This is a genomic window from Pseudomonas sp. CG7, assembly GCF_023701885.1.
Taxonomy (GTDB): Bacteria; Pseudomonadota; Gammaproteobacteria; order Pseudomonadales; family Pseudomonadaceae; genus Aquipseudomonas; species Aquipseudomonas zanjanensis.
The window spans coordinates 1-13,026 of the sequence record NZ_JABAEE010000070.1 but is presented as its reverse complement, the minus strand read 5'-3'; the positions used below and the strand labels follow the sequence as shown (position 1 = coordinate 13,026).

General features: G+C 57.1%; 18 protein-coding genes. 5 read left to right on the top strand and 13 right to left on the bottom strand.

The genetic code is table 11. The features are described 5' to 3' along the window. Positions 1-65 precede the first annotated feature (65 nt). The 5 genes from HGO40_RS23605 to HGO40_RS23585 form a co-directional block, all read right to left on the bottom strand. The gene (locus HGO40_RS23605; protein WP_250964975.1) at positions 66-503 is read right to left on the bottom strand and encodes a GNAT family N-acetyltransferase; all 438 of its coding nucleotides are present in this window, start codon (positions 501-503) and stop codon (positions 66-68) included. A 121-nt stretch (positions 504-624) separates the two neighbouring features. Beyond that, positions 625-1,026, bottom strand: coding sequence for a GFA family protein (locus HGO40_RS23600; RefSeq protein ID WP_250964974.1), 402 nt, complete (start codon positions 1,024-1,026; stop codon positions 625-627). Positions 1,027-1,261: 235 nt separating this feature from the next. After that, positions 1,262-1,573, bottom strand: coding sequence for a hypothetical protein (locus HGO40_RS23595; RefSeq protein WP_250964973.1), 312 nt, complete (start codon positions 1,571-1,573; stop codon positions 1,262-1,264). A gap of 221 nt (positions 1,574-1,794) precedes the next feature. Beyond that, a complete protein-coding gene (locus HGO40_RS23590; RefSeq protein ID WP_250964972.1) occupies positions 1,795-2,418 on the bottom strand; it encodes an SMI1/KNR4 family protein in 624 nt (207 codons plus the stop codon). Between the two features lie 88 nt (positions 2,419-2,506). Next, complete coding sequence (locus HGO40_RS23585; RefSeq protein ID WP_250964971.1) at positions 2,507-3,121, bottom strand: alpha/beta fold hydrolase; 615 nt, start codon at positions 3,119-3,121, stop codon at positions 2,507-2,509. A gap of 174 nt (positions 3,122-3,295) precedes the next feature. Between HGO40_RS23585 and HGO40_RS23580 the strand changes: the two genes are divergently transcribed. Together HGO40_RS23580 and HGO40_RS23575 are read left to right on the top strand one after the other, a co-directional pair. After that, positions 3,296-3,751 carry a GNAT family N-acetyltransferase gene (locus HGO40_RS23580; RefSeq protein ID WP_250964970.1) on the top strand — a complete coding sequence of 152 codons (456 nt, stop codon included), beginning with the start codon at positions 3,296-3,298 and terminating at the stop codon, positions 3,749-3,751. Between the two features lie 35 nt (positions 3,752-3,786). Further along, entirely contained in the window at positions 3,787-3,981 is a 195-nt protein-coding gene (locus HGO40_RS23575) for a hypothetical protein (protein ID WP_250964969.1), read from the top strand. 66 nt (positions 3,982-4,047) lie between these two features. On the opposite strand, the gene HGO40_RS23570 is transcribed toward HGO40_RS23575, so the two are convergent. The 3 genes from HGO40_RS23570 to HGO40_RS23560 all read right to left on the bottom strand — a co-directional run bounded on the left by HGO40_RS23570 (position 4,048) and on the right by HGO40_RS23560 (position 6,572). Then, complete coding sequence (locus HGO40_RS23570) at positions 4,048-4,863, bottom strand: suppressor of fused domain protein (RefSeq protein ID WP_250964968.1); 816 nt, start codon at positions 4,861-4,863, stop codon at positions 4,048-4,050. Continuing rightward, a complete protein-coding gene (locus tag HGO40_RS23565; RefSeq protein ID WP_250964967.1) occupies positions 4,860-5,957 on the bottom strand; it encodes a sterol desaturase family protein in 1,098 nt (365 codons plus the stop codon). The genes HGO40_RS23570 and HGO40_RS23565 overlap by 4 nt, the downstream gene beginning before the upstream one ends. Before the next feature lie 126 nt (positions 5,958-6,083). Continuing rightward, positions 6,084-6,572, bottom strand: a complete 489-nt coding sequence (locus tag HGO40_RS23560) for a GNAT family N-acetyltransferase (protein ID WP_250964966.1) — start codon at positions 6,570-6,572, stop codon at positions 6,084-6,086. 95 nt (positions 6,573-6,667) lie between these two features. Between HGO40_RS23560 and HGO40_RS23555 the strand changes: the two genes are divergently transcribed. Then, positions 6,668-7,234 (top strand): nucleotidyltransferase family protein, encoded by a 567-nt coding sequence (locus tag HGO40_RS23555; RefSeq protein WP_250964965.1) that lies wholly within the window; start codon positions 6,668-6,670, stop codon positions 7,232-7,234. 6 nt (positions 7,235-7,240) lie between these two features. Here the strand turns inward: HGO40_RS23555 and HGO40_RS23550 are convergent, their stop codons facing one another. From HGO40_RS23550 to HGO40_RS23540, 3 genes are all read right to left on the bottom strand, one after another. After that, complete coding sequence (locus tag HGO40_RS23550; protein ID WP_250964964.1) at positions 7,241-7,687, bottom strand: NUDIX hydrolase; 447 nt, start codon at positions 7,685-7,687, stop codon at positions 7,241-7,243. Positions 7,688-7,762: 75 nt separating this feature from the next. Continuing rightward, a complete protein-coding gene (gene dapF / locus HGO40_RS23545; RefSeq protein ID WP_250964963.1) occupies positions 7,763-8,566 on the bottom strand; it encodes a diaminopimelate epimerase in 804 nt (267 codons plus the stop codon). A 112-nt stretch (positions 8,567-8,678) separates the two neighbouring features. Further along, complete coding sequence (locus HGO40_RS23540; protein ID WP_411385256.1) at positions 8,679-9,488, bottom strand: helix-turn-helix domain-containing protein; 810 nt, start codon at positions 9,486-9,488, stop codon at positions 8,679-8,681. 116 nt (positions 9,489-9,604) lie between these two features. On the opposite strand from HGO40_RS23540, the gene HGO40_RS23535 reads away from it, so the two are divergent. Continuing rightward, the gene (locus HGO40_RS23535; protein ID WP_250964962.1) at positions 9,605-9,934 is read left to right on the top strand and encodes a DUF2834 domain-containing protein; all 330 of its coding nucleotides are present in this window, start codon (positions 9,605-9,607) and stop codon (positions 9,932-9,934) included. A gap of 169 nt (positions 9,935-10,103) precedes the next feature. Here the strand turns inward: HGO40_RS23535 and HGO40_RS23530 are convergent, their stop codons facing one another. Further along, entirely contained in the window at positions 10,104-11,135 is a 1,032-nt protein-coding gene (locus HGO40_RS23530; protein ID WP_250964961.1) for a PDZ domain-containing protein, read from the bottom strand. A 202-nt stretch (positions 11,136-11,337) separates the two neighbouring features. Here HGO40_RS23530 and HGO40_RS23525 point away from each other — a divergent pair, with 202 nt between their 5' ends. Next, a complete protein-coding gene (locus HGO40_RS23525; RefSeq protein ID WP_250964960.1) occupies positions 11,338-12,453 on the top strand; it encodes a S1C family serine protease in 1,116 nt (371 codons plus the stop codon). A gap of 34 nt (positions 12,454-12,487) precedes the next feature. On the opposite strand, the gene HGO40_RS23520 is transcribed toward HGO40_RS23525, so the two are convergent. Then, entirely contained in the window at positions 12,488-13,012 is a 525-nt protein-coding gene (locus HGO40_RS23520; protein ID WP_250964992.1) for a GNAT family N-acetyltransferase, read from the bottom strand. Positions 13,013-13,026 lie beyond the last annotated feature (14 nt).

Below are 13,026 nucleotides of genomic sequence, written 5' to 3'. Positions count from 1 at the left end.
GACTCAGCCATCTAATCAAGCTGCAAATCTTGATCAAGGTGACGTGCTCGTCGAATTTAAACTTACTATGCCCCGGAAGAATCATACCGTTTGACAAACCGACGCTCGTCGACCGCGTAACCTTGCTGCTGATAAAAAATGTGAGCCTGCATTCGGTTGTCGCTGCTAGTCACCTCAGCCCGGACGCAAAGTTGCTCTATAAAAAATGCATCAGCAGCGGAAACTAGCATTGCCCCTACTCCTTGTCCTCGGGAGTCTTCATCGATGACAAGCGAGGTAATGCGTCCGAGCCTACCCGGCTGATGAAACAACTCAAGTACATGTAAGCTTATGACACCGATAATATTTTTACCGTCTTGTGCCAGCAGCACGGTATCGCGAGCGCTAAGTTCTAATGCTTCAAGCTTATCTCGGATTAACTTCAGCGAGGCTTGGTAGCCTAACTGGCCCAGGAGCCTGGACACAGATTCTGCATCGGTCAGTAAGGCTTTTCGAACTTTCATGTTGCTCTCAACTGGGTATTGCACAAGCTTGTCCACCCTTTGAATTCGACTTGACCTATCGTTTGCATCGGACTTAACCGACACGCTGGGTGACTGAGGCCGGCAGAAACGATCAAAGCCGTCAGTCGACCTGAGAACACAGGTTAGATGACTTGAACCAGAGGACTGCGGAGTCGACATGAACATGCTTCTGCTTTTGAGGCAGGAAGGGCGTATCAAGCGTGCCCAACGCTATCGAGACCCAGTCGGAGAACTTACCTTCAGATCGAGACCAAAACAGAGTCGAACCGCAATCAATGCAGAACTCACGTAATACGGCCGCTGACGAAGCATAGCTTTTGATGTTGGTGGAACCGCGAAGTACTCGAAGCGCGCTACGGGGAATGCTGCCGTACGACGCGAATGCTGCCCCGTGCCCCTTGCGACACTGGCTGCAATGACAATGACTCACTGCTTTTGGTGAGACGAGTAGCTCGTAACTGACGGCAGCGCATAAGCAGCTTCCTTGGTATAGCTGTGTCATAGGCCGTTCCGTACAGATGAGAAAACCCAGCGTAACTGTCCCAGTCCAATCAGTCGACCGACCGTTATTTGCCGTCTGCTGCCTGCTACGATGCAGCTATCGAGCCAAGACCCCCGACACATTGGGGACAGACCGATATTGATGACGCTGGGAGTTCGTAAAGGGTCGGCTGCCGCCCTACGAGATAGGCTGAAATCGGCCAAAAGCTGCCTCCCAGAAAGCTAATGCTGAGTGGTCACTCGTCAAACAAGGTCCAGCCATGGCAAATGCCGACAAAGTCTTTTGCAGTAAAAAATAATGTCAGTTCCTCTGGGTCAAATTCTTTGTAGAGCCAGTGCCCAGGAATCGGGCCTCTCGTTATCACGTATTCCAAGCGGTATTTTTGAACAGGTCCAAAACTAAAGGAGCGTGAGTTCAACTCAAACCTGTCACCTCTGATGAGCGCCCATAGCTTTTCAACAAGACCGTCATCAAGCACCACCTCTCCCGCTATCTCAACGAGATACTTTGAATGAAGTTTCTTTTGAAGCCTAACGCTTCTGGCCATACATCAACCTACCTATGAACAGTCCGAGCATCGACGTAATAATACTGGAACATGATGATGACCGCTTTGGGTCGAAAAAGGTTGGCCTTGAGCGTCCGATTTTGGCCGATTTCTGCCGCCGCTGATCGGCTGCAATGGGTCGATTGCAGCCCCTTCAGGACAGGCATAGTCGACCCAAAGGAGCCTGTATACATCCAAGGATGTAACTCACCGGCAAGTCTTCAAATCAACCCATCCAAAACCCGCGCATTCCACAATTCCCGATACCGCTCCCGCCACCCCGGGCTCCCCTTAACCAACCACTCCAACGTCGCTTCAACACTCTCAGGGCTGATCATGAAGTGATTGATATGCTCCTCGATCCGCTCTTCCGATAGATGCAGCAAGTCCAGATAACCATTGAAAGAATCCGCCAACACCACATACTCATCGCCCTGCTGACGGCGCCCAGTCCACGCGGGCAAGCCCGCCACCATCGCCGCCACGTCCTGGCGCCCTTCCCGCACATCAAGCAGCAAGATACTCGCGCCGCCGTCGCGACCGATCGGCAACAATCCCGTCTCGGGGAAGCCGGGCTGGGCCCGCAATTGCTCCAGTTCAAATGGGTTGGATTCATACTCTTTGTCCGGGTCCAGCCCGTACAGTGAAAAACTAAGCAGTTCCCCATCGCCATTGGCCAGGGTCGCCAACACATCGTATTCCACGTAGGCGCCGTTGCAGGTCTTGAGGAATTGGCGATAGTCGTCCGGCAAGCGAGCCCCCAGGCTGGCTTCCAGTTGCGTGATGGCACGCTCGGTGGCGCCTTCACGGGTGTCTTCCAGGATAAGTCCGCGGTAGTCAGTCATTGATGTCTCGAAAAAGTATTGGGTCCTGGCGGCCTTGGAACACGCCCCGCCGCACAATCAGTCCGCCACGTTGATACAAGTGCTCCACTCACTCGCTGGCCAGATGTCTCTCGATCAGCCTCGCCGCCTCATCTGCGTGAGTAAAGCCCAGGCTGTGATCGGCGCCAGGGAAAACGTGCAGTTCAGCGCGGGGCAACAGTTGGGCAAGGTGCTGGCCGACGCGAACGGGGCTGATCGGATCGGCGTCGCCCCAGAGCAGCAGGACCGGCATGCGCAACTCGACCAAGCGGTGTGTGAGGTCGGTGCAGTCGTCGAGGAGCCAACTCGGCAGTGTCGGGTTGGCGGCGGCAAAATCCGGGCACCAGTCGTGCGCGCCCAGCGCCGACATGTCCACCCCGCCCGAGGTGACGGTCAGCACCAGGTGGGTGATCAGCTCAGGGCGTTCAAGTGCTGCGAGCACAGCGACGATACCGCCCATGGATTGCGCCACCAGCGCTGTGGGTCGGTCGATCTCGGTCAGCACTCGCACCACTAGGTCGTTCATGCCGGTCACGCCGGGCACGGGCGGCGTGTCTCCGAAGCCGGGCCAGCCGATGTGTACTTGCTGCGCCGGGTGGGCCAAGCGTTCAGCGACCGGATGCCAGAATTGGGTGTTGCCTGAGGCGCCGGGCAAGAAGATCAGTTTGGCGGGGGATGCGGTCACGGGTTCGTCCTTGAGCGTGGAATTGAAAGGGTCAGCAAAAAGGCAGAGCTATCATCCATAGCGGCCCTTTGTGAAAGAGAGATTGTGGACGACAGCAGCCATTGCGCCTTCCGTTTTGGTCAGTGAGGCCGAATCCTTCTATGCTCAAGCGACTATGCGCAAGGAGCAACCTTAATGGACTATCTGATTCGAAACGCTATGGCCGCCGATGCCCCGGCCATCAGTCAAACGATCATCAATGCCTTGCGCCAGTCCAATGCCCAAGACTACTCACCCGAAATTATCGATCAAGTAGCGCAAAATTTTTCCCCGCCGGCAATTCTTCAATTGTTGGCTCAACGCCAGATACTCGTAGCAACAGTCGACAATCATATCGTTGCAACTGCGAGTCTTGATCAGGACGTGGTCCGAAGCGTGTTTGTCGACCCGAGCTATCAAGGGAAGGGTCTCGGAAGACACCTGATGGCGAGGATTCAATCGATCGCCATCAACGCAGGCCTGAACCTGCTGCGGGTCCCCTCTTCAATCACCGCAGAAGGCTTTTATGCTTCGCTTGGCTTTAAAAAAGTCCGGGATGAGTTTCACAAATCAGAGCGCACGATCATCATGACGAAGAGCTTGGACCTGTAGCACTGCAGCGTCCAAGAAGATGCCAGGACCAAAGCATGGATCATATTTTTGATTTCTTATTGAACGTGTTGGCTCATCGGATTGGCGTTTACATACTTCGTTTACTCAGTGGCGGTCGTTTCAAGGGAGAGAGTGGTTTTGCCTGGGGTTGGGCACTCGCCGTCGGCAGCTTGGTGATGTTTGCGCCGTTCGTGATTTTCATAGCCTTGCTCATCTATGCCAGCGGGTGAGCTGATGAATATTGAAAATGAAATGAGCGTTCGCCATGGTTGGCCTTTGGTCGATTCCCTCTGCCGTCACACCACGCTCGCCCGATGCAAGCTGCTCAAATGCCCAACGCCCGCCGCCTGCAAACGACTCACCAGATCCTCCCGCGCCGCTCGCCCACCCGAACGCACGTACTCCAGCTCCGCCGCGGTGATCAATACCACCGGCACCAATCTGACCGGCGACAACGGCATGTCATCCAGTTGGGTCGGGAAATCCGGCGCCGGGGCACCGAGCAGAACGCCGGTGGAATCGTCATCGGTCACGAAGTGTTTGGGCAATTGGTCGCTCATGTGGTGCGATTGGCTGAGCCCGGGAAGTTCAAGGGACAGCGCCCCATACTGGTCGAGTTGGTGGGTGATGCCGCCCGCGTCGGCCACCGTCTTGGCGACGTGTTCCACCAGTTCGAATGCCCAACTGCCCTTGAAAGGATCGACCTCGCCCACGGGGCCACGGGCGTGTTCGGGGATGTCCGCGGTTTCGACGAACAACTCCATTTCGAAACCGTTGCCCATGCCTTCCGTATCATCGAATGGATCGGACAGGCCTTCGGGGGCGAGGATGATCGTCTCGCCACGGCGAACCACGCGATAGGCCTGGCGAGTCGAAGGCCAGTACGGGCCGCCGGAAAAGGTCGGGCTGATCAGGTAGGCAAGGACATCCCGCTCGACCGTGCCGACAGCACTCCAATGACGATCCAGACACGCTGCGCCGGCTTCCCGGACGGCCAGATTGGCGGCTTCAGCCTCAGTCAGGTCGACAAGTTCAGGGGATTGCGGCGCGGGCTGGTCGCCATGGGTTTCAGGGGTACTCGATGAACCGAAGAGCTTCTTGAAGAAATTCATGGGCGTTCCTTGCTGGGTTTTCGCTCGGCTTCATCGGTATCAACACTCGCTGATCCGAAGGCAGGCGTCGGGGGCATTGTGGCGTGTGGGCGTTGATATGAAAACGCTGGCAGGCATTTGCGAGCAGTCTCGACGAAGGGCGTGACAATTAGGCTATACAGCGTCAGGTAGCGCTGCCGGTCCTGTTCCCCAGTGCCGAAACGCAAGGGCTCGGGCCGAGTGCTGGTGACATAGAGCGTGCCGAACATCCAATCCCACAGCGACAGGTTGACGCCAAAATTGCGGTTGAAATGACGCGGGGCATCGCTGTGGTGGATCTGGTGTTGGGCCGGGCTGTTTAGCACATGTTCCAGCGTCGGGCCGAAGGACAGCCAGACATGGGTATGACGCAGATTCGCCGCCAGGCTATTGAAAATAAACACCAGGTACGTCACGCCGAACACCGTGTAACGGCTGATCTCACCACCACAGGCGTACCAGAAAGCACCCGCGAAGAGGCCCAGGCAGGCAGTGACGCCAAGCTTCTCGACGATCTTCTCGACAAAATGCACCCGGCTCGCCGTGGCCGGTACCAGCACGGGTGCCGAATGATGCACCTTGTGAAACGCCCAGAGCCAGCGCGAGTGAAACGCCCGGTGCGCCCAGTAATGGACGAAATCCTTCACCAGGAACACCCCCAGCCCATAGAGCAATGCCAGCGAAAGGTTCTCCCCCAGGCGCGGACGCGCGCCCCACAGATTATTGAAAAAAACCGAATAATCTCCAGAGCGCAGGATATACGGATCGACCAGATGGACAATGGGCAGCACCAAGGCAACCTTGAGAACCGCCTGGACGAAGTAATAGCGATAGTCCAGCAGCGCCGAGCGATGCAGATTCACCCGGCCACCACCGATGAATTGCCAGAACGAACGAGCCTCGGTCAGGCGACGGCGCTTCCTGTAACGGAACAGGCTATAGGCGACGCCGTAGGAGGCACATAGAAACAGCACTCCGAACCGGCCGTTCAGGTTGAAAATGCTGAGGAATTGCTGGGTGATGGGTGCGATTACCCATGCGCTCAGGTGGTGATACACAAGGGAAAACGCATCCACGAACGCCAGCCTCTGCCGAAGGAGCGGTATTGTAAATCAGTCGCGTTGGGCGAGCTTGAGTTTTCAACCTTTTTCCGGAGTTGGCTGCTCAGAGCAAAATGCACTAGGACGCGTCAGGGAAAGAAATCATGCTTGACCCACTCTACCGCGACGCATGTGGATGAGTGCGGTCCTACGATGATCTGGAGAAACTCGCTCTTCAACAGCAAAGGGCAAAAAACCCAGCTTTGGATAAAGCAGCAAGCCGGCCGTGTTTTCGTTGAAGCACGATATCTGCACCTCAGTGGCGTCGTAGCAGTCGAACGCCAAGGCAGTCATCGTTTCCACAAGAAAGGTTGCAACACCTTTGCCTCGAGCCTCTTGGGCGACAATGACATTACCGATACAGCAAACTCCACCGGTTTCAGCCCTATAGAAATTAGCAAAGCCAACGACACGGTTCTCTGCTTCGATGACCGTCGAATCGAATCGTTGAGCGATAGCGCCAGACAATTGAGCTTCAGTCAGTGGGTATCGAGCCTTCGGAAACATATAAAACAGTTCCCGAACGTCCAGCACAAAGCTGCAGATGGTCTTGATGTCATCGGCCGTCACTGGCCTGCTTTGCAATGTCATTGGGCCTCCTTGAGATTGATGCGTTTGGTATCTTAGATCACCTGATTTTGCTCAGACATCTGCCGGGCGCCAGGATCGATTCCAAGAGGATGAATATGACATTGACGGTCGAAAGTTTGGTCAGGATAGCAATGACCAATCCAATCAACGCACAAATCACTTCGCGCTTGCCTGCACTCGGTTTAAATCAATGCATGCTCACGGCTGGCTGCCTGTTCCAAGCCGTCTGGAATCAACAATCGCAGCAACCGCCCTCTTGGGGTGTTAAGGATTACGATGTTTTTTACTTTGACCCGGACCTGTCTTGGGAAGCCGAGAACGAAGTGATCAACGCCGCCCAGCGACTCTTCCAGGACCTCGACGTCAACATCGAGGTCAAGAATCAGGCTCGCGTCCACCTTTGGTACGGTCAGCGGTTTGGCAAGCCTTATCCTCAGCTTCAGTCGGCCAAGGATGGCATTGATCGTTACCTGATTGCGGGCACGTGCATTGGGCTGGATGTTGAAACCGGTGAGGTCTATGCGCCCTTTGGCCTGGACGATATCGAGCAAGGCTTTCTGCGTATCAATCCAAATAATCCGCAGCCGGATTTGTTCGATGAGAAGGCGAAGAGTTATCAGGCTCGCTGGCCGTGGCTCAGGATTGTGGATGCCTTTCGCTGATTCGACTTATTCCAGGAGCGAAGCCGACTTGAGCAAATCGTAAAGTCCTTCAGGCACCAGCGGTGACAGAGCCGTGAAGCTGTCACTGGAGCACCACGTGGCCTTGAACGATGCACCGTCGCTTTCAAAGCCTTCCAGCCAGGGTTGTTTGTAGAGATCGGCGTCGTCAAACCTTGCATCGTAGACTTGGACGATCTCGTGCCCAGGCTTGCCGGCGTAGGTGAAAATGCTTTCCAAGGTGCCAATCAATCGAAGGTCGCTGATCGAGGCACCCAGCTCCTCTTGCACTTCTCGGACGATGGCCTCATAGCTTCTTTCGCCGAACTCAATACCACCGCCAACGGGACGAAAAAACATCTGTTTTTTATTGGCATCGTAAAACCGGTTGACCAGTATTTTTCCGTGATGATGAAAGATACAAAGAGCGAGGGGCCTAATGCGTTGCTCCGACATGAATAAAACTTCCTTTTGATTTAATGATGCACAACGTCCTGCGAATATCAGTATCAGGGTTTAAACACCACCCACTCAACCTTGACTCATCGTTCCCGAAAAACTGGCCTCCACCGGCCCGACAAGAACGACCGCACCCACGCCATCCCACTGAACCGTCACGCCTCCGCCATCACATTCAACCTCGACGGTGCTGTCCAACAAACCACGACGAATGCCGTTAACAACCGCACCGCACGAGCAGGATCCCGAACCTAGCGCAATACCCGCCCCACGTTCCCAGATCCGCAGCCGTATATGGTTGCGATCAATGATCTGGACGAAATGAACGTTGGTCTTGAGCGGGAACAGCGCGTGGGTTTCGATGGCCGGGCCGATCGTCGCGATATCAACGCTGGCCAGATCATCGACAAAATAAGTGCAGTGCGGATTACCCATGCTGCACGCGGCAGGACTGCCGGCCAGTGGCAAGGCGGCGGTGTCCAGTGCTTGCGCTAAAGGAATGTCCGACCAGCCGAAAAGCGGCACGCCCATGGCGACGGAAATGTCGCCGGTTGGAGTACGCTCGCAAGTCAGCAGACCACGGTTAGTGCGCAGCACCAGCGAAGTAGCATTTGCTTCGCGCATCAGCAGATCCGCCGCTCCTCGCGTCGCGCTGCCGCAAACATCCAGCGGGGAGCCATCTGCGTTCCAGAACATCACCCGCGCATCGGCATCGTCGCAATCGAGCAACACCGCGAGCTGGTTGAAGCCCACGCCCCGGTTCCTATCGCCCATACGCCGGGCCAGGGCACTTGTCACTGGGCTGGCTGCATTGCGCGAGTCGACAATAATGAAGTCGTCGCCATTGGCATGCATCTTATGGAAACTCAGTGACATGCAAACGCTCTGCTGGAGATGGAATTATCGTAATAAAAATTGCAGGCTGCCTGAACGTTCCGGACATACAACATGATTCGATTGAGTGACGGTTGCATGTATTCATCCGTGATCAGTGTGAGTGTTGCGTCTTCTTATATGCCGTCGTCATGACCTCCCAGGTTCCAGTGTCGGCAGGAATCAGATGCTCGATACGCAATGAGCTCATCGTGATGTCGAGTGGCATACCGAAGGTGGTGAACGTCGACATGAACTTAAGCTCACCCTGGGAAGAGTCGACTCGCGTCAGCAGCAGCGGAGGCAGTTCGTTAGCCAGCGCAGCGCTGTGTGGGGCCGGCAGGCTCTTCAGGATCTCAGCCAGCGCCGGATGACTTAAGGCTTCCCTGGATGCGCGTTGCCAAGCCACTAATCTTATTTCCTCGGCGTTACTCAGATGATCACCCAAGCCACCGGGTTGCAGCAGTGTCACCAACAGGTTAAGTCCCTCTGCCGCCTCTCTGGCAAGCCCCACCAGATCGAACAAGACTCCCGCGCTGGCGTTGGCGGCAAGGATGTCCCATTGAGCATCCAAGACAATTGCTGGAGCGGGGTTATTGGCGTGAAGGATGTGATCAATGGCAGCACGCACCACCTCCATTGTCGATGATGTGAGCGGCGTCGTTTCGTAGCGAGGGGCGTAGCCGCTGGCGAGGAAGATGTCATTGCATCGTTCCAAAGGTACATCCAGGGCAGTCAATAAGTTGTGCAGGGTGCCGGGACTTGGCTTCGCGCGTCCCGTCTCGATGCAACTAAGGTGACGCTGAGATAGCCCTGTTATCAGCGCGCAGTCCAACTGACTGAGTCCGGCCTGTTGGCGCAAGTGACGCAGTTGGGCACCGGCCGAGGTTGGCGGCGTTGTTCGAGAGAAAGGTCGACTGGTCATCCGTTGACTCTGGCATTGCGGGTGAACGGCGTCGATGACCTCAGAGGTCATTGAAACCATGAAGGTCTAATCACTAGCCTACCTCCCTGATCAACGAACTTGTCCAGGGAGGCAACTTGAAGAAACCTTACATCGCACTGGTGACATTGCTGCTTTTTTCCGTGTACACGGCGAGTACTTTGTTTCTCGCCGAGCAATCGCTCCTGGCATTCGGCCTCGGGCTCATGTCGCGCCCAGACACCGCGCAGGTTGTCATCGACCTTTATCTGCTCGCTTGCATGGCGTGCGTCTGGATGTACCGGGACGCACGCTCGAAAGGCCGGTCGCTCATATCGCTGCTGCCTTACTTCCTGATCACGGCCATCTTCGTATCAGTCGGTCCACTGTTGTACATCGTCGTCAACGGGTTTGGACGCCAATCGTCGCTGACAGGTACTCATGATTAGCCAGTTCCTCAAGTCATGCACCGCAACGGACAATCACAGCTCACGGCCAATCAACAAGCACCGCTTTCGGAGCCCCCTGGCGCATCTGGGCCAGTTCAGCATCCGCCTTGGCTTGCGTCGCGTGGCAGAACTCGAAGGCGATCTGGGTCTTGCCGGTCGGCCCCTTGGCTTAGGCCATGCACACCACGGCGCCCGGTGTGCAAACGGCGCTGTTGAGTTTGAAATCACCCCAAACGCCGGGCTGTTCCTGCTTCACCTTGGCGATGTAGCTTTTGAGCGAGGGTTGCATGTCGCTCGCGGCACCGGCGATCAATTTGACCGGGCTGACCGCAGCGCCGTACGTATGCTGAGTGGACAGTACGGCGGTGCAATACATGGCTGCAGCCGGGACCACAGCCGTGGCACCGTTGGCCATCACCGTAGGCGTCATCGCGACTTGCGTCCCACCAGGCCCCACCAGAACCGGAACGATGCTAAACGCGTTGTTTCGCCAGACCTTCAGGTTCACCCGCGAGCCGATTGGCGCTTTGGCAACGGCCACCCTGAAATCGATTGAATCGGCGATAAGCCCGTTATCCACGGCCACGATCACGTCTTGAGGCAAGATCCCCGCCTGTTGCGCACCGCTGCCCGGAACGGTCGCCTGTACCACAACCCCGGCGGGAGGCGCTGACAGCGCCATCGCCCGCTTCGGATCGATGGTCTCGATACTGGCGCCGATCCTGCCGCGAGGTAAATTGGCCGGCTGGCAGCCTTTTTCAAGCCAGACCTGGCTGGCCGCTTCTTTTCGAGCCGTGGCGACCTGCTTCAGGATGGGCTCAGCGCTCGCCTGGTACATCGGCACTTCGCTGAGGGACATTTCGATGTATTCACAAGATTTGGAGCGATACCGGTCAGGCGTTTCCCGGGTCACCAACTGCTGCAGGTCAATGGGTGGCAAGCCTTGGGGGGCGGCAACGGTGGAGGTTGCGGGGGAGACGCTGGCAGAGTCCGCACTGGCGACCGATGAGACCACGTAGGCACCGGCCGCAAGGCCTGCTGCACTGGTCATCATGCTGGTGTCGACGCCTCCCATGGGCAGCAGCATCGCACCGACTACCGCCGCCTCACCGAGACCGCCATCAGAGGCACAGCCAGCCAAGGCAGTGAGCGAAAGTGCAACGACAAGCCTGGCGCTTGATTTGAAGGCAGATGCGGACATTTCGCTACTCAGTGATTGATTCGAGTGGATCGTGCCGCATCATGGCAAAGTGCCTTTCAGTTGTATATCGAATGCACATTTGCCCGGATGCCACCCGTCTCAATCACCACGGCAGCGAAGTGCCTGGTTGAGGTTGGACAGGATGACGGCCAAATAGTACCTTGCCTGGACCTGCCTGAACGCCACGCCCTCAGAGAAGCCCATGTCGACAAAATGCCTTGCCGCAATACTGGTGCTCTCCCCTCTCCTGGCGTCTTGCGTCAACCCGATGTACAGCTCCGCCGAGCGAGCCGAAACGGCGGAATACCTGCGCAAGGTCAAGGATCCGGCGACCTACTACGCCATGGATTGTGAAACGTTCCTGGCGACCAAGCGGGGCTGGGAAACGCATCCGAGCATGGCGGACGATCCCGTTAACCTGGTGATCCAACAAGTCGCCAGACAACGCGATTGTTCAGCCGGTAGCGCTCCAGCACCAGTTGCCGCTGCGGTGTCACCGACGCCCGGGATGTCCGCGGCAATGCCCGCATCGGAACCTAATCAGTCTGGGGGCTTGGGCCTGCACATCACGAGCGTTACACCGGCGGTGGCTCAGCAATTTGGCTTAGCCGCTACCAGCGGCGTATTGGTCGTGAGGCCAATGCCAGGAAGTGGCGCGGAAAAAGCGGGCATGTTGGCCGGCGATATCGTTTTGCAAATTGCCGGGACCCCGGTCAACAGCCCGGCCGAGCTGACCGCTGTCGCCAGTCGTATTCGACCTGGCTTCGCGGCGCCGTTGAAGGTGTGGCGCAACCGGGCCCCCATCGACGCGTTGGTGGAAATGGGCGACTCATCGGGCTTGGCACCCTTGGTAGCGCTTGCACCTGCGGCAGCCGCCGCGCCGACGCGCCCCCTGGCCGCTCCCGTGACATCGCCAGCAAGCAATAGCGCGGCCAATACTTCGTTCTGTTTTGCCCTGTTCGAGGCCAGGCAAGTCCAGGGGCTGAGCGACTATCCATCAAGGGGCCTCATCACCGCCGTCTGGCAAGGCCCGGCACTGAGCGGCACACCGGCTCGCCTCGCCATGCCGGAGTTCCAGGCATTCACTCGGTCCCAAGGCTACGACGTAAAAATGCAACCGATGTTCTGCCAGCCAATCGGTACCAGCGAACAGTGCCAGGCGCTGGGGTCGGAGAGTTTCATGCTGACCGAGCGCAGCTTTACCGCGATGGTCAATTGCACCGAAACCTTGCAGGGCGTGGAAACAACGCGGGGTCTACTGTTTAAACAGTGGCCTTATCTGCAGACCACCCCGTGGCGTCCGTTGGCGAGTCAGTAACTGTCTCGATGGGTGGCTCTGGCCGGCGTGGGAATCAGGTGCTCGATGTAGCTTTCGCTTTAAGCCACGCCTCACGCGTCATTTCCCAGACGTCTTTAAGCAACGGCCCACAGACAAATTCCCCCTGCTGCGTCCCGCTCATGCGCATGCCTTCGCGCTCCGACACCCTGCGCGAAGCCAGGTTGCCCACGGCCTTGGGCACCTGCATGACGGGGCGTTCCAGGGTTTCAAACCAATAGGCATTGATCGCCTCGCACGCCTCGCGCATATAGCCTTTCCCCTGCCACTGCGGTGCCAGCCAGAAACCGCGGTTGTTGCCTGGCTGATCGTAGAGGCTGATGCTGCCGATGCTCTGTGCCGAGTCCTCGGCAATACCGATCATCCAGTGCCACTCGCGCCCGGCGGCGACAGCGGGGAGCGCATGGTCGCGCACGTAGGTCAGCGCGCCGTCATCCGGGTACGGCCAGGGCACGCGGCTGTCCAGGTAACGAACCACTTCCCTGTGTGGGAATAATCGTTGAATCGCCGGTGCATCCGCCAGTTCAAGGGGCGTGAGGATTAGGCCTGTCTCAT